The organism is Kineococcus vitellinus (assembly GCF_009906315.1).
Classification (GTDB): domain Bacteria; phylum Actinomycetota; class Actinomycetes; order Actinomycetales; family Kineococcaceae; genus Kineococcus; species Kineococcus vitellinus.
The window spans coordinates 1-17,704 of the sequence record NZ_JAAALL010000009.1 but is presented as its reverse complement, the minus strand read 5'-3'; the positions used below and the strand labels follow the sequence as shown (position 1 = coordinate 17,704).

General features: G+C 75.9%; 20 protein-coding genes, 1 tRNA gene and 1 pseudogene. 4 read left to right on the top strand and 18 right to left on the bottom strand.

The features are described 5' to 3' along the window. Nucleotides 1-83 precede the first annotated feature (83 nt). Together bcp and GTQ99_RS01980 are read left to right on the top strand one after the other, a co-directional pair. Nucleotides 84-569, top strand: coding sequence for a thioredoxin-dependent thiol peroxidase (gene bcp, locus GTQ99_RS01985; RefSeq protein WP_166614066.1), 486 nt, complete (start codon nucleotides 84-86; stop codon nucleotides 567-569). A gap of 15 nt (nucleotides 570-584) precedes the next feature. Next, nucleotides 585-666 (top strand) — tRNA-Leu (locus GTQ99_RS01980). Between the two features lie 14 nt (nucleotides 667-680). On the opposite strand, the gene GTQ99_RS01975 is transcribed toward GTQ99_RS01980, so the two are convergent. The 10 genes and pseudogenes from GTQ99_RS01975 to clpS all read right to left on the bottom strand — a co-directional run bounded on the left by GTQ99_RS01975 (nucleotide 681) and on the right by clpS (nucleotide 9,097). Further along, entirely contained in the window at nucleotides 681-1,676 is a 996-nt protein-coding gene (locus GTQ99_RS01975) for an ATP-grasp domain-containing protein (RefSeq protein ID WP_166614065.1), read from the bottom strand. 84 nt (nucleotides 1,677-1,760) lie between these two features. Beyond that, the gene (locus GTQ99_RS01970; protein WP_166614064.1) at nucleotides 1,761-2,570 is read right to left on the bottom strand and encodes an anti-sigma factor; all 810 of its coding nucleotides are present in this window, start codon (nucleotides 2,568-2,570) and stop codon (nucleotides 1,761-1,763) included. Then, complete coding sequence (gene sigK / locus GTQ99_RS01965; RefSeq protein ID WP_166614063.1) at nucleotides 2,567-3,139, bottom strand: ECF RNA polymerase sigma factor SigK; 573 nt, start codon at nucleotides 3,137-3,139, stop codon at nucleotides 2,567-2,569. The genes GTQ99_RS01970 and sigK overlap by 4 nt, the downstream gene beginning before the upstream one ends. 44 nt (nucleotides 3,140-3,183) lie before the next feature. Next, nucleotides 3,184-3,846 carry a fasciclin domain-containing protein gene (locus GTQ99_RS01960; RefSeq protein ID WP_166614062.1) on the bottom strand — a complete coding sequence of 221 codons (663 nt, stop codon included), beginning with the start codon at nucleotides 3,844-3,846 and terminating at the stop codon, nucleotides 3,184-3,186. Between the two features lie 113 nt (nucleotides 3,847-3,959). Continuing rightward, nucleotides 3,960-5,278 (bottom strand): annotated as a pseudogene (locus GTQ99_RS01955) (molybdopterin-dependent oxidoreductase). Nucleotides 5,279-5,379: 101 nt separating this feature from the next. Continuing rightward, nucleotides 5,380-6,036: an RdgB/HAM1 family non-canonical purine NTP pyrophosphatase gene (gene rdgB / locus GTQ99_RS01950; protein ID WP_166614061.1), complete on the bottom strand. Its 657-nt coding sequence runs from the start codon at nucleotides 6,034-6,036 to the stop codon at nucleotides 5,380-5,382. Beyond that, nucleotides 6,033-6,809 (bottom strand): ribonuclease PH, encoded by a 777-nt coding sequence (gene rph, locus GTQ99_RS01945; protein WP_166614060.1) that lies wholly within the window; start codon nucleotides 6,807-6,809, stop codon nucleotides 6,033-6,035. The genes rdgB and rph overlap by 4 nt, the downstream gene beginning before the upstream one ends. Nucleotides 6,810-7,287: 478 nt before the next feature. Then, nucleotides 7,288-8,160, bottom strand: coding sequence for a glutamate racemase (gene murI, locus GTQ99_RS01940; RefSeq protein WP_338074656.1), 873 nt, complete (start codon nucleotides 8,158-8,160; stop codon nucleotides 7,288-7,290). 13 nt (nucleotides 8,161-8,173) lie between these two features. After that, nucleotides 8,174-8,782, bottom strand: a complete 609-nt coding sequence (locus GTQ99_RS01935) for a DUF2017 domain-containing protein (RefSeq protein WP_205706623.1) — start codon at nucleotides 8,780-8,782, stop codon at nucleotides 8,174-8,176. A 6-nt stretch (nucleotides 8,783-8,788) separates the two neighbouring features. Then, complete coding sequence (gene clpS, locus GTQ99_RS01930; RefSeq protein WP_166614059.1) at nucleotides 8,789-9,097, bottom strand: ATP-dependent Clp protease adapter ClpS; 309 nt, start codon at nucleotides 9,095-9,097, stop codon at nucleotides 8,789-8,791. Nucleotides 9,098-9,126: 29 nt separating this feature from the next. On the opposite strand from clpS, the gene GTQ99_RS01925 reads away from it, so the two are divergent. Both GTQ99_RS01925 and GTQ99_RS01920 read left to right on the top strand, forming a co-directional pair. Further along, entirely contained in the window at nucleotides 9,127-10,413 is a 1,287-nt protein-coding gene (locus tag GTQ99_RS01925) for a nicotinate phosphoribosyltransferase (RefSeq protein ID WP_166614058.1), read from the top strand. Continuing rightward, nucleotides 10,410-11,012, top strand: coding sequence for an isochorismatase family protein (locus GTQ99_RS01920; RefSeq protein ID WP_166614057.1), 603 nt, complete (start codon nucleotides 10,410-10,412; stop codon nucleotides 11,010-11,012). The genes GTQ99_RS01925 and GTQ99_RS01920 overlap by 4 nt, the downstream gene beginning before the upstream one ends. Nucleotides 11,013-11,031: 19 nt before the next feature. Here GTQ99_RS01920 and GTQ99_RS01915 read toward each other — a convergent pair whose 3' ends face one another. The 8 genes from GTQ99_RS01915 to GTQ99_RS01880 all read right to left on the bottom strand — a co-directional run bounded on the left by GTQ99_RS01915 (nucleotide 11,032) and on the right by GTQ99_RS01880 (nucleotide 17,442). Continuing rightward, on the bottom strand, nucleotides 11,032-11,547 hold the full coding sequence (locus GTQ99_RS01915) for an RDD family protein (protein WP_166614056.1): 516 nt from the start codon (nucleotides 11,545-11,547) through the stop codon (nucleotides 11,032-11,034). Between the two features lie 92 nt (nucleotides 11,548-11,639). After that, the gene (locus tag GTQ99_RS01910) at nucleotides 11,640-12,053 is read right to left on the bottom strand and encodes a tellurite resistance TerB family protein (protein ID WP_166614055.1); all 414 of its coding nucleotides are present in this window, start codon (nucleotides 12,051-12,053) and stop codon (nucleotides 11,640-11,642) included. A gap of 34 nt (nucleotides 12,054-12,087) precedes the next feature. After that, complete coding sequence (locus GTQ99_RS01905) at nucleotides 12,088-12,543, bottom strand: SRPBCC family protein (protein ID WP_166614054.1); 456 nt, start codon at nucleotides 12,541-12,543, stop codon at nucleotides 12,088-12,090. A gap of 16 nt (nucleotides 12,544-12,559) precedes the next feature. After that, the gene (locus tag GTQ99_RS01900) at nucleotides 12,560-14,383 is read right to left on the bottom strand and encodes a DEAD/DEAH box helicase (protein WP_166614053.1); all 1,824 of its coding nucleotides are present in this window, start codon (nucleotides 14,381-14,383) and stop codon (nucleotides 12,560-12,562) included. A 64-nt stretch (nucleotides 14,384-14,447) separates the two neighbouring features. Beyond that, nucleotides 14,448-14,768 carry a DUF3039 domain-containing protein gene (locus tag GTQ99_RS01895; RefSeq protein ID WP_166614052.1) on the bottom strand — a complete coding sequence of 107 codons (321 nt, stop codon included), beginning with the start codon at nucleotides 14,766-14,768 and terminating at the stop codon, nucleotides 14,448-14,450. Nucleotides 14,769-14,808: 40 nt separating this feature from the next. Then, a complete protein-coding gene (locus GTQ99_RS01890; protein ID WP_166614051.1) occupies nucleotides 14,809-15,396 on the bottom strand; it encodes a YqgE/AlgH family protein in 588 nt (195 codons plus the stop codon). A 15-nt stretch (nucleotides 15,397-15,411) separates the two neighbouring features. Then, nucleotides 15,412-16,524 (bottom strand): oxidoreductase, encoded by a 1,113-nt coding sequence (locus tag GTQ99_RS01885; protein ID WP_166614050.1) that lies wholly within the window; start codon nucleotides 16,522-16,524, stop codon nucleotides 15,412-15,414. Between the two features lie 51 nt (nucleotides 16,525-16,575). Continuing rightward, on the bottom strand, nucleotides 16,576-17,442 hold the full coding sequence (locus GTQ99_RS01880; RefSeq protein ID WP_166614049.1) for a diguanylate cyclase domain-containing protein: 867 nt from the start codon (nucleotides 17,440-17,442) through the stop codon (nucleotides 16,576-16,578). Nucleotides 17,443-17,704 lie beyond the last annotated feature (262 nt).

Sequence of the window (17,704 nt, the reverse complement as noted above, 5' to 3'; positions counted from 1 at the left end):
CCACCTCCTGCTCTCGCTGATGGTCCCGGAACCGTACCGGAGGGTGCGCTGGCGCTCCTCCCGGGGCGCACTAGCGTGCGGGCATGACCTCGTCCACGACCGGGCGCCTGGCTCCCGGCGACCCCGCGCCCGACTTCACGCTGACCGCCCACGACGGCTCGAGCGTCACGCTCTCGCAGCTGCGCGGTGAGCACGTGGTCGTCTACTTCTACCCGGCCGCGATGACCCCGGGGTGCACGACGCAGGCCTGCGACTTCCGCGACTCCCTGGACGCGCTGGCCGCCGCCGGGTACCGGGTGCTGGGCGTCTCCAAGGACCCGGTCGCCAAGCTCGCCGAGTTCGCCGAGCGCGACGGCCTCACCTTCCCGCTGCTGTCCGACCCCGACCACCGCGTGCTGGAGGCGTACGGGGCGTGGGGCGAGAAGACGAACTACGGCCGCACCTCGGTGGGCGTCGTGCGCTCGACGGTCGTGGTGGACCCCGACGGCCTCGTGCGGCTCGCGCAGTACAACGTGCGGGCCACCGGGCACGTGGCCAGGCTCCGCGAGGAGCTCGGCGTGGACGGCTAGGCTGGGCGTCCGCGAGCGGGAGTGGTGTAACTGGCAGCCACGCAGGACTTAGGATCCTGTGCCCCCGGGCGTGCGGGTTCGAGTCCCGCCTCCCGCACGCCTCAGCCCTGCTCAGCCCTGCTCGGCGAGCAGCCGGCCGAGGTACCGGGCGATCTCGCGCGGGCCCGAGCGCGGGGCGGCCGCGTCGACGGCCGCGTTGTAGTTGGTGTTGGTGTTGACGTCGTAGGTGACCAGCCGGCCGTCGGCGGACTCGATGAACTCCACCCCCGCGACCTCCACGCCCGCGGTCCGCAGGAACCCCTCGAAGCGCCGCAGGACGGGGTGCTCGAACCCCTCGCGCAGGCTGAAGATCGTGTCGCCGACCTCCTGCTGCACGGTGGCGCCGGGCGGCAGGACGGGACGGCCGGTGGCCGGGTCGATCGCGCAGGCGTCCGCCGGGCACAGCTGGAAACCGCCCTTGGCGGTGTCGGCGCGCACGGCGTAGAGGAACTCCCCGCCGACGAACTCCGCGCGGGTGATGCTCGCGTCGGCGGGCCGCACGTACTCCTGCAGCAGCCACACCCCGTCGACCGGCTCCTCCAGCTGCCCGTCGGCCACCGCCCGCTCCAGCTCGGCGACCGTCTCGAAGCGGGCCACGCCCAGCCCCTTGCCGCCCTGGGAGTGCTTGGTGACGAAGCCGTCGCCCAGCCCGGTGGCGAACTCCCGCGCGGCCGCCACGAGCTGCTCGCCCGCGCCGCCGACGACGGCCACGGTGCGCGGGACGTCGATGCCGGCCGCGGCCAGCGCGGTGAGCTGGGCGACCTTGCTGAGCTCCAGCTCCAGGACGGCGCGGCCGTTGACGGTGCGCCGGCCGGCGGCCTCCAGCCAGGACAGCAGGGCGCGGGTGTGGGCGCTGGAGGCCAGGTGCCCGCGGGTGTGCGAGGAGGCCGACATGCGCGACCACCACACGCCGGGCGCGGGCTGCTCGGCGAGGTCGAGGACGCCGCCGGTCAGGACGTGCTCGACCAGGGGCACGCCCTCGGCGGCGAAGGCCGCCGCGAAGGGCGGCATCCACTCGGGGTTCTCGTGCAGGACGTGGACGGCGGGGGTGCTCACGCCGGACAGCATCGCGCGCCGGTGCCGGGGCGGCACCGGCCACCCCCGCACCGGCCACCCCCGCACCGGTGGCCGCGGCCGCTCCCCGCAGCGCCCTCAGGCGCCGAGCGGGGCCAGCACGACCGGGGTGGTCGTCGGCTGCTGCGAGCCGGCCGCCGGTTCCACCGAGATGCCCACCGCGTCCACCGACGGCGCGTCCACGACGGTGGCCGCCGAGCCGTCCGCGGACACCCGCAGCATCCCGGCCGAGGTCAGCGCCTCGCCCGTCACCAGCCACAGCTGGTAGTCGCGGCCCGCGCCGGCGGCGGGCAGCCCCGCGGTGAGCACGGCGACCTGCTGCCCGGCGCGCACGACCGTCGCCGTGCCGCCGGAGCTGGCCGCGACCGTCGACACCCGCGCACCGGGTGCGGTGAGCAGCTCCGCGGCGCGCTGCGCGGCGCTCGGCTGCGCGACCACCTGCTGCTCCCCGCGCTGGACCCCCACGCCGACCCCCACCGCGGCCACGACGATCCCGGCCGCGGCGACGAGGACGCTCCAGCGGGAGGGGCCGCGGCGCCGGGTGCGCTCGAGCGCGAGGTCGGCGACCTGCGCCCGCGGCGCCTCCCGCGGCTCCTGCCGGTGCCGGGGGTCCTGCGGGTCCTGCAGGTCCTGCAGGGTGTCGGTCTCCTGCGGGGTGCGGGCGATCGCGGCCAGCAGCGACTCGCGCAGGTGCGCCGGCGGCGCCACGGCCTCGGCCTCCCCGAGCCGGGCCGCCGCGGCGCGCAGCGACTCCGCGTCCGCGCGCTCCTCGGGGTGGCGGCGCAGCCGCTCCTCGTAGCCGGCGCGCTCGTCGTCGCCGAGAGCGTCCAGCGCCCACGCGCCCGCCAGCAGCGGGTCGTCGCCCGGGCCTCGCTCCTGCCCGCTCACCGGGACACCCCCATCGCGTCGCGCAGCCGGATGAGCCCGTCGCGCAGCCGTGTCTTCACCGTGCCCAGCGGGACCTCGAGCTCGTCGGCGATCTCCTTCTGGGTCCGTCCCCCGTAGTAGGCGAGGTCCACGGCCTCGCGCTGCAGCGGTGTCAGCGACTGCAGCGCGCGGCGCACCTCGTCCCGTTCCAGCAGCACCTGCACCTCCTCGCTGACGCTGTCGTACGGCGGCAGCTCGCGGACCCCCGCCCGCTCGTCGCGCGCCGTGCTGGCCTGGCTGGCCCGCACCCGGTCGACCGCGCGCCGGTGGGCCATCGTGACCACCCACCCGCGCGCCGAGCCCCGCTCGGGGTCGAAGCGCGGCGCCTGCCGCCAGGCCTCCAGGAACACCTCCTGCACGACCTCCTCGGACTGGGCGGGGTCGCGCAGCACCCGCAGCACGGTGCCGTGCACGGCGGCGGCGGTCGCGTCGTAGAACGCCGCGAAGGCGCTCTGGTCGCCGCGGGCAGCGGCGGCCAGCGCCTCGTCGGCACCGGCTGCCGCTGCGTCGCGGGGTCGGGAGGTCGTCATCAGCGCCAACTGTGGCACCTGCCCCTCGATGCGGCCCGCCCGGGTCAGGCCGGGGGCATGAGCACCGAGTCGACGAGGTACACGGTCGCGTTGGCCGTCGAGACGCCGCCGCAGACGACGGTGGAGCCGTCGTTCACGGTGAGCATCTCCGGGGTGCCGGCGACGGTGAGGTCCTGGCCCTCCAGGGTGGTGTGCGTGCCGACGACCTCCGAGGGCGACAGGCGGCCCTGCACGACGTGGTAGGTGAGGATCTTCTGCAGCGTCGCGCTGTCGGTCTTCAGGCCCTCGACCGTGGCCGGGTCGATCTTCGCGAAGGCGTCGTCGACGGGGGCGAACACCGTGTACTCGCCGTTGTTGAGGTCGTTGACGAGGTTCACCTGCGGGTTCAGCTGACCGGAGACGGCCGCGGTCAGGGTCTTCAGCAGCGGGTTGTTGGACGCCGCGGTGGCCACCGGGTCGGCGGCCATGCCGTCCACCGAGGCCGGGCCCGAGGCGTTGGCCGCGGCGTAGTCGGCGCAGCCCGGGCCGACCGGCCCGTCCATCGCGGCCGGGGCCATCGCCGAGCTCGAGGAGCTCGACGAGCTGGGGCTGGAGCTGGTGGTGCTGCTCGTCGAGGTCTCCGACGAGGCGGCGTCACCGCCGCCGCAGGCCGCCAGGCCGAACGTCGCGGTGGCCGCCAGGGCGAACAGGGTTCCAGAGCGCTTCACGGGTTTCCTCCCATCGGTGCCGGCCGGTGCTCCCGGTCGGTCGAACACCAGGGGTTCGGAACCGCGGCCCGCCCGGATTGCCCGCGCCGCAGGGTTTTCCGCTCGTCACCCGTTCAGACCACGGTGACGGACACGGAGTCGTAACCGCTCGACCCGTCGGGGATCGGGGCGGCGACGACCTCGGTCTGCACGGCGCCCGTGCCGTCCGTCGCGCGCACCTGCAGGCTGTGGTTGCCGGCCTCGGCGGCGTTCCACTCCCACACCCACTGGCACCAGGTGTCGCTGGAGGCCGAGGGCAGGACCCGCGCCTGCTGCCACTCCCCCTCGTCCACGCGCACCTCGACCCGGGAGATGCCGCGGTGCTGCGCCCAGGCGACGCCGGCCACGGGCACCGCGCCGGCGCGCACCTTCGCGAACGACCTCGGCACGTCGATGCGCGAGGCCGTCTTGATCGGCCCCCGCTCCGCCCAGCCGCGGTCGGTCCAGTACGCGGTCTTCTCGGCGAACCGGGTCACCTCGATGTCGGTGACCCACTTGCAGGCCGACACGTAGCCGTACAGGCCGGGGACGACCATGCGCACCGGGAACCCGTGCTCGCGCGGCAGCGGTTCGCCGTCCATCCCGACGACGAGCAGGGCGTCGCGCCCGTCGGTGACCTCCGCCAGCGGTGCGGACAGCGTGAACCCGTCGACGCTGGTGGCGAGGAGCATGTCCGCGCCCGCGCGCACGCCGGCCTCCTCGAGCAGGTCCGCCAGCGGGTACCCCAGCCAGCGGGCGGTGCCCACGTAGGAGCCGCCCACCTCGTTGCTCACGCACGTCAGGGTGATCCAGCGCTCGCGCAGCGGCTTGGCCAGCAGCTCGTCGAAGCCGAGGACGACCTCGCGCTCGACGTCGCCGTGGATGCGCAGCGACCAGTCCTCGGCCACGACGTCGGGGACGATGAGCGCGGTGTCGATGCGGTAGAAGTCCGCCGTCCGCGTGGCGTACGTCGTCAGCCCGCTCGCGACGGCGTCGGCGGGGTCCAGGCCCGCCGGCAGCGGGGGCGCCGGGTCGGCCGGCGCGGGCAGCACCACGCGCGAGCGCGAGCCCTCCGCGCTGCGCACGGCGACCAGCGCCTGCCCGGCGCCGCCGGTGGCCAGGCCCGCGGCCGCGGCGCCACCCAGCAGCACCGCGCGACCCCGGCGGCCAGGCGGCGGCGGGCCAGCACGCCCGCGAGCGCGGCCAGCACGAGCACCGCGACGGCGATGGTCGCCAGCAGCACGGCCTTGTCGCTCGTGCCGAAGGTGCGGATCGCGACGTCCTTCAGCCACGCCGGCACCCGGTCCACCACGGCGTCGCCGACGACGACGAGGGGAGCCGCCGACGGGGAGACGACCCCCGCCACCAGCTGCCCCACGCCGAGCGTCAGCCCTGCCGCGAGGACGCCGCACAGCGCCGCGAGCGCGAGCGGCCGGTGCGTCCGGGGCCGCCGCTGCGGTCCCGGGCTCCCCTCCGCACCGGTCGTCGCGCTCTCCCGCTGCTCCCCCGGCGTCCTCACCCCGGGGGTTCGGAGCCGCCGGCCCCGGGGATGGGTCGCCCGGCCAGGGCGTCGGCCACGAGGGGGGCCAGCGCGGTGAAGGCGCGGGCGCGGTGGCTGACGGCGTTCTTCTCCGCGGCGGTGTGCTCGGCCAGGGTCCGCGAGGAGCCCTCGGGGACGAAGACGGGGTCGTAGCCGAAGCCGCCGCCGCCGGCCGGTGCGCTCGTCAGCCGCCCGCGCAGCTCACCGGTGCGCACGGCCTCGCCGCCGCCGGGCAGCGCGAGCGCCGCGGCGCACACGAACGCGGCGCCGCGGTGCTCGGCGGGCACGTCGGCGACCTGCGCCAGCAGCAGCGCCAGGTTGGCCCCGTCGTCGCCGTGGCGCCCCGACCAGCGCGCGGAGAAGATGCCCGGCGCCCCGCCGAGCACGTCGACGGCGATGCCGGAGTCGTCGGCGACCGCGGGCACGCCCGTGGCGGCGGCCACCGCGCGCGCCTTCAGCAGCGCGTTCTCGGCGAACGTCACCCCGGTCTCGGCGACCTCGGGCACGTCCTCGAAGGCGTCCAGCCCCAGGACCTCCACGTCGGGCAGCAGCGGCGCCAGGACCGCCCGCAGCTCGCCGGTCTTGTGGGCGTTGCGGGTGGCCAGGACGACCCGGCGGCCGGGCCCGCTCACGCCGGCGCCCCGGGAGCCGCCCCGGCCGGCGCCGCGGCCAGCGCGTCCGCCTGCAGCCGCGCCAGCTGCGCGCAGCCGCCGACGGCCAGGTCCAGCAGCGCGTCGAGCTCGCTGCGGTCGAAGGGCACGCCCTCGGCGGTGCCCTGCACCTCCACGAAGCGGCCGTCGCCGGTGACGACGACGTTCATGTCGGTCTCGGCGCGCACGTCCTCCACGTAGGGCAGGTCCAGCACGGGGCGGCCGTCGACGACGCCGACGCTGATCGCGCTGACCGAGCCGGTGAGCGGCTTCGCGGACGCCTTGACCAGCCCCCTGCCCCGCGCCCACGCGACCGCGTCGGCGAGCGCGACGTAGGCGCCGGTGATCGCGGCGGTGCGGGTGCCGCCGTCGGCCTGCAGGACGTCGCAGTCGAGGACGACCGTGTTCTCGCCGAGCGCGCGGGTGTCGACGACCGCGCGCAGGCTGCGGCCGACGAGGCGGGAGATCTCGTGCGTGCGGCCGCCGATCCTGCCCTTGACGGACTCGCGGTCGCTGCGGGTGTTCGTCGAGCGGGGCAGCATCGCGTACTCGGCGGTCACCCAGCCCTGCCCCGAGCCCTTGCGCCAGCGGGGCACGCCCTCGGTGAAGCTGGCCGCGCACAGCACGCGGGTGCGCCCGAACTCCACGAGCACGCTGCCCTCGGCGTGGTCGAGCCAGCCGCGGGTGATGCGCACCGGACGCAGCTCGTCGGGGGCGCGGCCGTCCGCGCGGGGAGCAGGAGTCGCCTCAGTCACCCGTGCAGCCTCTCACCCGGCCGCACCCGCCGCGGGACGGGCTCCCGGCCCCGGCAGTGACGGTCAGCGACTCGGCGAACACACGGTGTTGCAACGATTGTCACGGACGGTCACGATCCTGCGTCGTTCGGGGTGGCGCGGCAGCGGATCGGTGAAATGTCCAGCCGAAGCCCAGCTCCGGGCGCCACCATGTCCCCCATGGTCCTCCGCACGACACGGGCGCTGCGCCCCGGCGACCGGATCGCCACCAGCAGAGCCGACCACGAAGGCGTGGTCCTCCGGCCGCTGCACCTCACGGCCCTGCCCCTGCACGGGCTCGTCGTCCGCGAGGTCGCCGCCGTGCACGCCCACGGCCACCTCGGCCGCCGCGTCGTCGAGTTCACCGACGGTGCACGCAGCCAGCCCGTCTCCGCCCTCGCCGGCTGGTCCTCGCACCCCGCCGTCGAGGTGCCCGTGCCCGCTCAGCCGCTGCCGCCGCTCACAGCGCCCCGAGGTGCAGCGGTCCCGTCTCGTCGACCACGACCGGCGCGGACGCCTCGCCGGCGCCGAAGCGCGGTCCGAGGAAGCGCTGCGCGAGCTGCCGGAACGCTGACGCATCTCCTGTCGCGGTGAAGCGGTGCCGCGGCGCGGGCCGGTCGTCGGGGCGCAGCAGCTCGCGCGCGGCCAGCTCGCGGTAGACGTCGAAGGCGGTCTCCTCCGCGCTGGAGACCAGCGTCACGTCGTCGCCGACGACGCTGCGCAGCACCGCCATCAGCAGCGGGTAGTGCGTGCAGCCCAGCACGAGGGTGTCGACGTCGGCGGCGACCACCGGGGCCAGGTAGCCGCGCGCCGCGCTGAGCAGCTCCGGGCCCGAGGTCGTGCCGCGCTCGACGAACTCCACGAACGCCGGGCACGCCGCGGTGGTCAGCGCCAGGTGCGGCGCGGCCGCGAACGCGTCCTCGTAGGCGCGCGAGGAGATCGTCGCCCGGGTGCCGATGACTCCGACCCGGCCGTTGCGGGTGGCGCGCACGGCCCGGCGCACGGCCGGCTGGATGACCTCCACGACGGGCACGTCGTAGCGCTCGCGCGCATCGCGCAGCATGGCCGCCGAGGCGGAGTTGCAGGCGATGACGAGCATCTTCACGCCCGACTCCACGACGCGGTCCAGCACGTCCAGCGCCAGCCGGCGCACCTCGGCGATGGGCTTGGGCCCGTACGGGCTGTGCGCGGTGTCGCCCACGTAGTGGATCGACTCGTGCGGCAGCTGGTCGAGCACCGAGCGGGCCACGGTCAGCCCGCCCACGCCGGAGTCGAAGATGCCGATCGGCAGGTCGCTGTCGCCGGTCCTGCCGCCGGTCGCGTCGGCCCTCACGTCCACGCCCTCCTCAGCCCATCGAGCGCACGAGCGTCTCCTGCAGGTGCGTGGTGAAGTCGTAGACCGCCCACGCCCAGCGCGCGGGGTCGTCCTCGTCCAGCTCCGCGAACGCGTCGACGTCGTCGCGCACGCCCAGCCGGGTGCCCAGCGCCAGCCGGACGTCGTTGAGCGCGGCCAGCCAGGTGCGCGCGCCCTCGGCGTCCAGCTGCACCCGCCCGCCCTGGCCCTCCACCGGGGCGAGCGTGGCGAGCAGGCCGCGGGCGTTCTGCGCCTTGCGCTCGCGCAGCCCGCGCTCGGTGAAGCGGCGGAACTCCGCCGCCGCCTGCGGGTCGTCGCCGTAGGCGTCCGGCAGCAGCCGGCGCAGCACCTCGTCCTCGGGAGCGCCCAGCGGCCCGGCACCCCCGGCGAGCAGGTCCGGGTCCTCCAGCGGGCCGTCGAAGGAGGGCAGGTCGGCCAGGCCCAGCTCGGCCTGCAGCGGGTCGACGGGGCGCTCCGGCGCCCGCTCGGGCACCTCCAGCAGCTCCAGGACCTCGCGCGCCAGCGAGGCCAGCACGTCGGCCTCGGTGGGCTGCAGGGTGATGGAGAACAGGCCGTGGCGGGAACGGCGGAAGGTGGCCAGGGTCGTTCACTCGTCCTTCTGGAGGGTGGCCCACAGGCCGTAGCCGTGCATGGCCTCGACGTCGCGCTCCATCTGCTCGCGGCTGCCCGAGCTCACGGCGGCGCGACCCTTCTGGTGCACGTCGAGCATGAGCGCGTCCGCCTTGGCCTCGGAGTAGCCGAAGTGGGTGCGGAAGACGTAGGACACGTAGGACATGAGGTTCACCGGGTCGTTCCAGACCAGGGTGACCCAGGGCGTGTCGGGGACCGAGGCGAGGTCGGCCTCGGGGCGGTCCAGCTCCACGGGAGCGGTCACGGCGGGAGGCACGCACGGCATTCTAGGCGGCCTGCCGATACGTTGAGCCGATGGCGAGCACCGCGCTGCTGACCGACCACTACGAGCTGACGATGCTGCAGGCCGCGCTGTCCGACGGGACGGGCGAGCGGCGCTGCACCTTCGAGGTCTTCGGGCGGCGGCTGCCCGAGGGGCGCCGCTACGGCGTCGTCGCCGGCACCGAGCGCGTCCTGGACGCGGTGCGCGACTTCACCTTCGGCCCCGAGGTGCTGGACGGGCTGCGCGGCGTCCTCGACGAGCGCACGCTGGCCTGGCTGGGCGCCTACCGCTTCGGCGGCTCGATCGAGGGCTACGCCGAGGGCGAGCTGTGGTTCCCCGGCTCGCCGATCCTCACCGTCACCGGCACCTTCGCCGAGGCCGTCGTGCTGGAGACGGTGCTCCTGTCGATCCTCAACCACGACTGCGCCATCGCCGCGGCCGCGGCCCGGATGGCGACCGCCGCCAAGGACCGCCCCATCATCGAGATGGGGTCGCGGCGCACCCACGAGCAGGCCGCGGTGGCCGCCTCCCGCGCCGCCTACCTCGCCGGCTTCACCTCCACCTCCAACCTGCAGGCCGGCGCCACCTACGGCATCCCCACCTCGGGGACCTCCGCGCACGCCTTCACGCTGCTGCACGACACCGAGGAGGCCGCCTTCGCCGCGCAGGTGGCCGCGCTCGGCGTCGGCACCACGCTGCTGGTGGACACCTACGACATCACCCGCGGCATCGAGACCGCCGTGCGGGTGGCCGGCCCGCGGCTGGGGGCGGTGCGCATCGACTCCGGCGACCTCGCGGTGCTGGCCGTGCAGGCGCGCGAGCAGCTGGACTCCCTCGGCGCCACGGGCACGCGCGTCGTCGTCTCCGGCGACCTCGACGAGTACGCCCTGGCCGCGCTGGCCGCCGCCCCCGTGGACGGCTACGGGGTGGGCACCTCGCTGGTCACCGGCTCCGGCGCCCCGACGGCGGGGCTGGTCTACAAGCTCGTCGAGGTCGAGGGCCGCCCCGTCGCCAAGCGCTCCACGTCCAAGACCACCCAGGGCGGGCGCAAGGTGGCCGTGCGCCGGCACCGGCCCACCGGGACCGCCACCGACGAGGTGCTCGGGGTGGGCGCCGCCCCGCCGCGCGAGCCCAACGACCGCCCGCTGCAGGTGCCGCTGGTCGTCGACGGCGAGCGGGTGCCGGACCTGCCGGACCTGCGCGCCGCCCGCGAGCACCTGCGGCGGGCGCTGGTGACGCTGCCCTGGGACGGGTTGGCCCTGTCCAAGGGCGACCCCGCGATCCCCACGACGGTGCTCGCGCCCGAGGGGGTCCGGTGACCCGCGCGCTGGTCGTCGTCGACGTCCAGAACGACTTCTGCCCCGGCGGCTCGCTGGCCGTGGCCGGCGGCGACGAGATCGCCGCGTCCATCTCGCAGCTGCTGGCCCGCGGGGGCATCAGCTACGAGCACGTGGTGGCCACCCAGGACTTCCACGTCGACCCCGGCCCGCACTTCTCCGACACCCCCGACTTCGTCGACAGCTGGCCGCCGCACTGCCGGGCCGGCAGCTACGGCGCGCTGCTGCACGACGCGCTGGAGACCGGGCGCATCGAGGCGGTCTTCCGCAAGGGCCAGTACGCGGCCGCCTACTCCGGCTTCGAGGGGAGCACGACGTCGGTGACGGCCGAGGGCGGCGAGCTCGTCACCGGCCTGGCGGACTGGCTGCGCGCCCGGGGCGTCGACGAGGTGCACGTGGTGGGGATCGCCACCGACCACTGCGTGCGCGCCACCGCCCTGGACGCCGCCCGCGAGGGGCTGCGCACCACCGTGCTGCTGGGGCTGACGGCGGGGATCTCCCGCGAGGGCGTCGACGCGGCGCTGGAGCAGCTGCGCGGGGCGGGGGTCGCGCTGGTCGGCGACCCCGTCGTGCAGGGCTGAGCGCCCCGCGCGAGCGGCCTCAGCGGCGCACCACGACCGTGCGGGCGAACTTGTCGTGCAGCGCCTGGCGGCGCTGGTCCCAGCACGGCCACAGGAAGTCGACGAGGTACCAGATCCCCAGCACCTGCCCCAGCAGGTCGCAGCCGGCCCAGCGGGCGATGCACTGCCCCCAGCCGGGCAGCCCCGGGCGGTGCCAGTCGCGCACCCGCAGCCCGCACAGCGCCTTGCCGGGCGTGGCGCCGTAGAACCGCAGCGGCAGGACCGTGTAGACGGCGCTCACCGCGAGCAGCACGAGCGTGAACGTCGAGGAGGCCGAGGTGATGGCCGGGTCGCCCACGAGCGCGAACGGCGAGAGCGTCTGCCCCGGGGACAGCTCGTCCATCCGCTCCAGCATCACCCGCGCCATGCGCTCCAGCAGCGACCAGCCGGCCGCGGCGGCGATGAGCGCGACGAGCAGGCCGTCGACCAGGCGGGCCAGCAGCCGCAGCCCCAGGTTGCCCAGGGCCTGGCCGTCGGGGGTGGCGATGGCCCGCACCCCGGGCGCGGGGTACTGCGAGGGCGGGTACTGCTGCGCCGGGGTGTGCGGGGCGCCGCGGTGGCCCTCGTCCCCGAGCCGGGGCGCCTTCGTCAGCGAGGGCGCGGAACCGGACGCGACGGGTGCGGGCCCGCTGGACCGAGCACCTCCACGAGACCCACCTGCACGACCGCGCGGGCCTGCTCGGGCTTGCTGCGCAGCTTGCCGACCGCCTGCAGCGCCTCGATCTTGCCGAAGTCGTAGTCGGCGGTCAGCTTGCCGCACCAGCGGTCGAAGGACTCGCGCAGCTGACCCGCGTCGAACACCGACAGCACGTCGTTGCTGGCGATGAACGCGGCGGTCTTCTGCCGCTCCACGGGGTCGATGCTGCCGTCGGCGGCGGCGATGAGCGCGCAGGTGGCCATGCTGGCCTCCGCGAAGTCCTTGCTCTTGAACTGCCCCACCTTCGTCTTCAGCTGGTCGCCTGCGAGCAGGCCCTTGTTCTTCAGCGAGTCCAGGAAACCCATGCCGACCCAACGGGCGGCGGCGCCGGGCGGTTCCTCAGCTGAAGCGGCGGACGATCTCGGAGTTGCGGTCCGCGAGCAGCTGGCGCAGGGTGCGCGTGACGAAGAGCAGGTCGGCGACGCGGCCCAGCAGCCCCCACGGCGAGCGCCAGGACATCCGGTCGGTCATGATCGTCATCTGCGGGCCCTCGGCCTCGTAGGAGTGCTCGTGGCGGAACTCCGCGAACGCCCCCCGCTCCATCCGGTCCACGAAGCGGCGCGGGCGCTCCAGCTCGACGATGTGCGAGGTGTGCGTCAGGGGCACGCCCAGCACCCGCAGCCGCCAGCGCACCTTCTCCCCCAGCTCGATGCGGCCGCTGGTGCGCCCGGCGCCCTCGACGGCGCGGACCCGGTAGCGGCGGCCGGCGACCCGCTCCACGTCGAGGTCGAGGGAGACCTCGAAGACGTCGGCGACGGGAGCGCGGACCATGGTCCGCTGGACGATCTCGGGCACTGTCGCAACCTACCGGTCAGAGCAGGGACAGGAGGTGGTCGCGCCGGCGGCGCAGCACCTCCACGGGCGCCGAGGCGGACGGGGGCCCCGGCACGGCCGTGCGGACCTTGGCGTAGACGGTGGCGTGCGGCAGCTGCCGGCCGGCCGCGATGCGCCCGACGAGGCCGTGGATCTCCTTGCGCAGCAGCGCCGCGGTGTGCCAGGTGGCCTCCTCGGCCCCCTCCGCCGGCGCCGCGGCCTCGGGCTCGTCCTCCTCGGCGGCCGGGCGCGGGCTCGCCGCGCGCTTGCGGATCTCCGCGTCGCGCTGGGCCAGCAGCGTGGCCGTCTGCTCCGGGGACAGCAGGCCCGGCAGGCCGAGGTAGTCCTCCTCCTCCGCGCTCACCTGCACCGGCTCCAGCGCGCCGGTGACGGCCCGCCCGCCGTGCAGGACGTGCGCGAACTCCGCCTGCGCCTCCAGCGCCTCGTACTCCTTGGGCCCGCCCGCCTCGCGCTCCGGCGGCGGCAGCAGGTCCAGCCCGCCCTCGTCGACGTCCTCGGAGGAGGCCGGCGCCGGCGGCGGGATGACGTGGTCCCGGTCGCTCTCCATCTCCGCGGCCAGCGCCAGCAGCGGGCGCACGGCGGGCAGGAAGACGGTCGCGGACTCCCCGCGCCGGCGCGAGCGCACGACGCGGCCGACGGCCTGGGCGAAGAAGAGCGGCGTGCGGTAGGAGGTCATCCAGGCCAGGCAGGCCGCGCGCGGCACGTCGACGCCCTCGGAGATCATCCGCACGCAGACGACGAAGCGCTGGTCGCCCTCGGCGAACTCGGAGATGCGCTGCGAGGCCTTGGGGTCGTCGGAGAGGATCAGCGCCGGCTTCTCCCCCGTCACGCGCTGCACGATCCTGGCGTAGGCGCGCGCGTCCTCCTGGTCGGAGGCCAGCACCAGGCCCGCGGCGTCGTGCATGCCGTGCTCGCGCAGGTGGTTCAGCCGCTCGTCCATCGCCGCGATGACGTGCGGCACCCAGTCCCCGCGCGGGTCCAGGGCCGTCTTCCACGCCAGCGACTCCACGGCCTTGGTGCTGGCGTCGGTCAGCGAGGCCGCCACGACCTCGCCGGCGGAGTTGCGCCAGCGGGAGGTGCCCGTGTAGGCGGCGAAGACGACGGGGCGCACGACGCCGTCGGCGAGCGCCTCCTTGTAGCCGTAGGTGTAGTCGGCGGCGCTGCGCAGGCCGCCCTCGGAGTCCGGGCCGTCGTCCTCGACGTAGCTGACGAAGGGGATGCGCTCGTCGACCTTGGTGCGGAACGGCGTCCCCGTCAGCGACAGCCGCCGGCGGGCGTCGCCGAAGGCCTCCGAGACCGCGTCGCCCCACGACAGGCCGTCGCCCGCGTGGTGGATCTCGTCCATGATCACCAGGGACTTGCGCGCCGTGGCGCGGGCGCGGTGCAGCATCGGGTGCCCCGCCACCTGCGCGTAGGTGGTGACGTAGCCGCGCACGTCCGCGCGCACCGGCCCCACGGCGTTGGTCATCGTCGGGTCCAGCTCGATGCCCGCGCGGTGGGCCGCCTCGGCCCACTGGGTGCGCAGGTGGTCGGTGGGGGCCACGACGACGACCCGGTCCACCCGCCGCGAGTCCAGCAGCCGCCGGGCCAGCGCGAGCGCGAACGTCGTCTTGCCCGCCCCGGGCGTCGCCGTCACGAGGAAGTCCTCGCGCTCGCCCGCGGCGGGGTCGAAGTACTGCTCGAGCGCGGCGTGCTGCCACGCGCGCAGGGGCCGGGCGGCCGCGGCGCCGGGGGCGTCGACGACGGGACCGGACGTGGTGCCCGACAGGGCCAGCTGGGGTTCGTGGTGTGTCGTGCTCATCGGTCCGTCCACCGTAGACGACCGGTGGACGCGCGCCCCGGCAGCGGCGCGCGGGTCGCCGGGCTCAGGAGTCCTTGTCCCCGCCGCCGTCGCCGCCGCCGGTCAGGCTCTCGTAGATCTCCTTGCAGGTGGGGCACACCGGGAAGCGCTTGGGGTCGCGCCCGGGCACCCACACCTTGCCGCAGAGCGCGATCACGGGGTCGCCCGAGAGGGCGGACTCCATGATCTTCTCCTTCTTCACGTAGTGCGCGAAGCGCTCGTGGTCGCCGGGCTCGACCTTCTCCTCGGCCTGCTCCTCGCGGTCCAGGACGGCGGTGCGCGAGGGGGTCGTCGACGGCGCCTGCTCGGGCCGGGTGCGGAACGGGTCGTCGGTCGGCGAGCTCATGGCGCGATGCTACGCGGCGGCGGCGGGCGGCGGGGCCGCCTCAGTTGAGCGTCACGTCCGCCGGGAAGCTGGCCACCAGGGCCAGGTCGCCGCCCTGGCGGCGCAGCACCTGCGACCACAGGGTCCGCGGGGTGTCCGAGAAGGGGTCGCGCGCCTCGGCCGGCAGGACGAACCAGGCGCCCTCGGAGATCTCCGACTCCAGCTGGGAGGCGCTCCAGCCCGCGTAGCCGGCGAAGATGCGCAGGCCCGACAGCTCGGCGACGACGGCCTCGGGCGGGGTGTCGAGGTCGACCAGCCCCACCGAGCCCAGCCCGACCGACCCGAAGACGCGCCGCACCCCCAGCGGGTCCGGCCGGTCCCCCGGCACCGCCACCAGGCCCAGGGCGGAGTCGAGGGCGACCGGGCCGCCCTGGAAGAGCTTGCCCGGCGCCGTGGCGAACGGCTGCCAGCCGGGCAGCACGGCGTCGACGTCCACGTCCAGCGGACGGTTGACGACGACGCCGAGCGCACCGTCCTCGTCGTGGTTGAGCACGAGGACGACGGTGCGGTCGAAGTTCGGGTCGGTCAGCGACGGCGTCGCGAGCAGCAGGCGGCCCGTGAGGGTCGTGGAGGGCAGCTGGCCGGTCACCCCCCCATTCTGTGCTCAGCCGCGCGGCTGGACGAGCGGGACGTCCTCGCGCGTGGCGCGCACGTACTGCGGGGGCCACGCGACGGCGCGCACGTCGTGCAGCGCGAGCGCCGCCCGCTGGGGCCAGCGCGGGTCGGTCAGCAGCGGGCGGCCCAGGAAGACGGCGTCCGCCTCGCCGCTGACGAGGACCTGCTCGGCCTGGGCGGGCTCGAGGATGAGGCCGACCGCGGCCACCGGCACGCCCGCCTCGCGCCGCACCCGCCCCGCGTTGGGCACCTGGTAGCCCGGGCCGACGGGGATGCGCTGGCCGGGGTCGTTGCCGCCGGAGCTGGCGTCGACGAGGTCGGCGCCGCGGGCGGCCAGCTGCCGGGCCAGCTCGATCGAGTCCTCCACGTCCCAGCCGCCCTCCACCCAGTCGGAGGTGGACAGCCGCACGAAGACCGGCTTGTCCTGCGGCCAGACCGCGCGCACGGCCTCCAGCACCTCCAGCAGCAGCCGGCTGCGGCCGGCGAGGTCGCCGCCGTAGGCGTCGGTGCGGTGGTTGGACAGCGGCGAGAGGAACTGGTGCAGCAGGTAGCCGTGCGCGGCGTGCAGCTCGACGACGTCGAAGCCGGCCTGCTCGGCGCGGCGGGCGGCCGCCGCGAACGCCTCCACCACGCGCCGCAGCCCCGCCCCGTCCAGCGCGGCGGGCACCGCCAGGTCGCCGTGGGCGAGCGCGCTGGGGCCGACCGTGACCCAGCCGCCCTCCTGCGCGGGGACGCTGCCCTGCACCGGCGACCACGGGCGGTGGGTGCTGGCCTTGCGGCCGGCGTGGGCCAGCTGCACGCCCGCCGCGGCGCCCTGGGAGTGCACGAAGGCGACGATGCGCGCCCAGGCCGCCGCCTGCTCCTCGTTCCACAGGCCGGCGTCGTGCGGGGTGATGCGGCCCTCGGGCACGACGGCGGCGGCCTCGGTCACCACGAGGGCGGCGCCGCCGACGGCGAGGGAGCCCAGGTGCACCAGGTGCCAGTCGTGCGGCACGCCGGGGGCGGTGTCGGGGTCGCAGGAGTACTGGCACATCGGCGACACCCACGCGCGGTGCGCGAAGGTGGTGCCTCGCAGGGTCAGGGGTTCCAGCAGTCGGCTCACGCCAGCGCACGCTACGTCCCGGCCGCCGGGCGCACGCGCCGGGGAGGACGCTCAGCGCGGGCGGCGCTTGTCCTCGTACATGCGCCGGTCCGCCTCGGCGAGCACCTCGGCGCTCGAGCGCGCGAGGTCGTCGACCACGAGGCCGACGCTGCACGACAGGCTCGTGGACGTGCCGTCCGGCAGCTGCACCGGCACCGCGGCCGTGGCCTCCCGCAGCCGCGCCGCGAGCACCTCGGGCTCCACGTCGGCGGCCTCGACGAGGACGATGAACTCGTCGCCGCCGAAGCGGGCGACGGTGTCCTCCCCGCGCGCCGCGCTGCGCAGCCGGGCGGCGACCGCGACGAGGGCGGCGTCGCCGGCGGCGTGGCCGTGGCGGTCGTTGACGCGCTTGAGGTCGTCGACGTCGCAGAAGGCCACGACGGGCGCCACGCCGCTGCGCCGGGCCCGCGAGCGCGCCTGCGCCCAGCGGTCCTCCAGCAGCCCGCGGTCGGGCAGGTCGGTGAGCAGGTCGTGGGTGGCGCGGTGGGTGAGGTCGCGGGTGCGCTCCACGTGCCGGGAGACGTCCCAGCAGGACAGGCTCAGCACGTCCTCGCCGCCCTCGCCGCTCGTGACCACCGCGGCCGTCAGCACCTCGACGGTGGCGGTGCCGCCGCCGGCGCGCAGCATCCGCCACTCGAGGGCGCCGCGCTGCGCGGGGGCCTGCGCCGCCAGCAGCGCGGCGACGTCCTCGCGGTCGGCGGGGTGCACGAACTCCTCCAGCGGGCGGCCGAGGACCTCCCCGGCCCCGCGCCCGAGCAGCTCCAGCGCCGCGGTGCTGGCCCACAGCAGCGTGCGGTCGGGGTCCCGCCGCCCCGCCCGCACCAGGAACGTGGCGATCGGGGAGTCTTCGACGAGGCGCCGGTAGTCGGCGTCCTGCACGCGGTACCCCCTCGGTCAGGCGACCCGGTCGGGTCGTCCTGCACCAGACGCTACGAGGCGGCGCGCGACACGCCCGTGCCGTCGACCGAAGTTCCCTGAGACGGCGGACACGTTGCGACACAGAGTGTTCGAGTCGGGACGCACGGGTGGTGGACCGGCGGCCCGGCGGCTCACCGGGACCCCGCCCGCGAGCCCTCCCGCGCCAGCAGGCCGCTGGTCGAGGCCGCGGCCGTGGGGGAGGGCTCAGCGGGAGGCTCGCGGG

Bases quoted from the DNA above. Each gene is read 5' to 3' on its own strand.
- bcp (WP_166614066.1), top strand. From the start codon at position 84: ATGACCTCGTCCACGACCGGGCGCCTGGCTCCCGGCGACCCCGCGCCC.
- GTQ99_RS01975 (WP_166614065.1), bottom strand. From the start codon at position 1,676: ATGCTGTCCGGCGTGAGCACCCCCGCCGTCCACGTCCTGCACGAGAAC.
- sigK (WP_166614063.1), bottom strand. From the start codon at position 3,139: ATGACGACCTCCCGACCCCGCGACGCAGCGGCAGCCGGTGCCGACGAG.
- clpS (WP_166614059.1), bottom strand. From the start codon at position 9,097: ATGCCGTGCGTGCCTCCCGCCGTGACCGCTCCCGTGGAGCTGGACCGC.
- GTQ99_RS01925 (WP_166614058.1), top strand. From the start codon at position 9,127: ATGGCGAGCACCGCGCTGCTGACCGACCACTACGAGCTGACGATGCTG.
- GTQ99_RS01910 (WP_166614055.1), bottom strand. From the start codon at position 12,053: ATGGGTTTCCTGGACTCGCTGAAGAACAAGGGCCTGCTCGCAGGCGAC.
- GTQ99_RS01900 (WP_166614053.1), bottom strand. From the start codon at position 14,383: ATGAGCACGACACACCACGAACCCCAGCTGGCCCTGTCGGGCACCACG.
- GTQ99_RS01895 (WP_166614052.1), bottom strand. From the start codon at position 14,768: ATGAGCTCGCCGACCGACGACCCGTTCCGCACCCGGCCCGAGCAGGCG.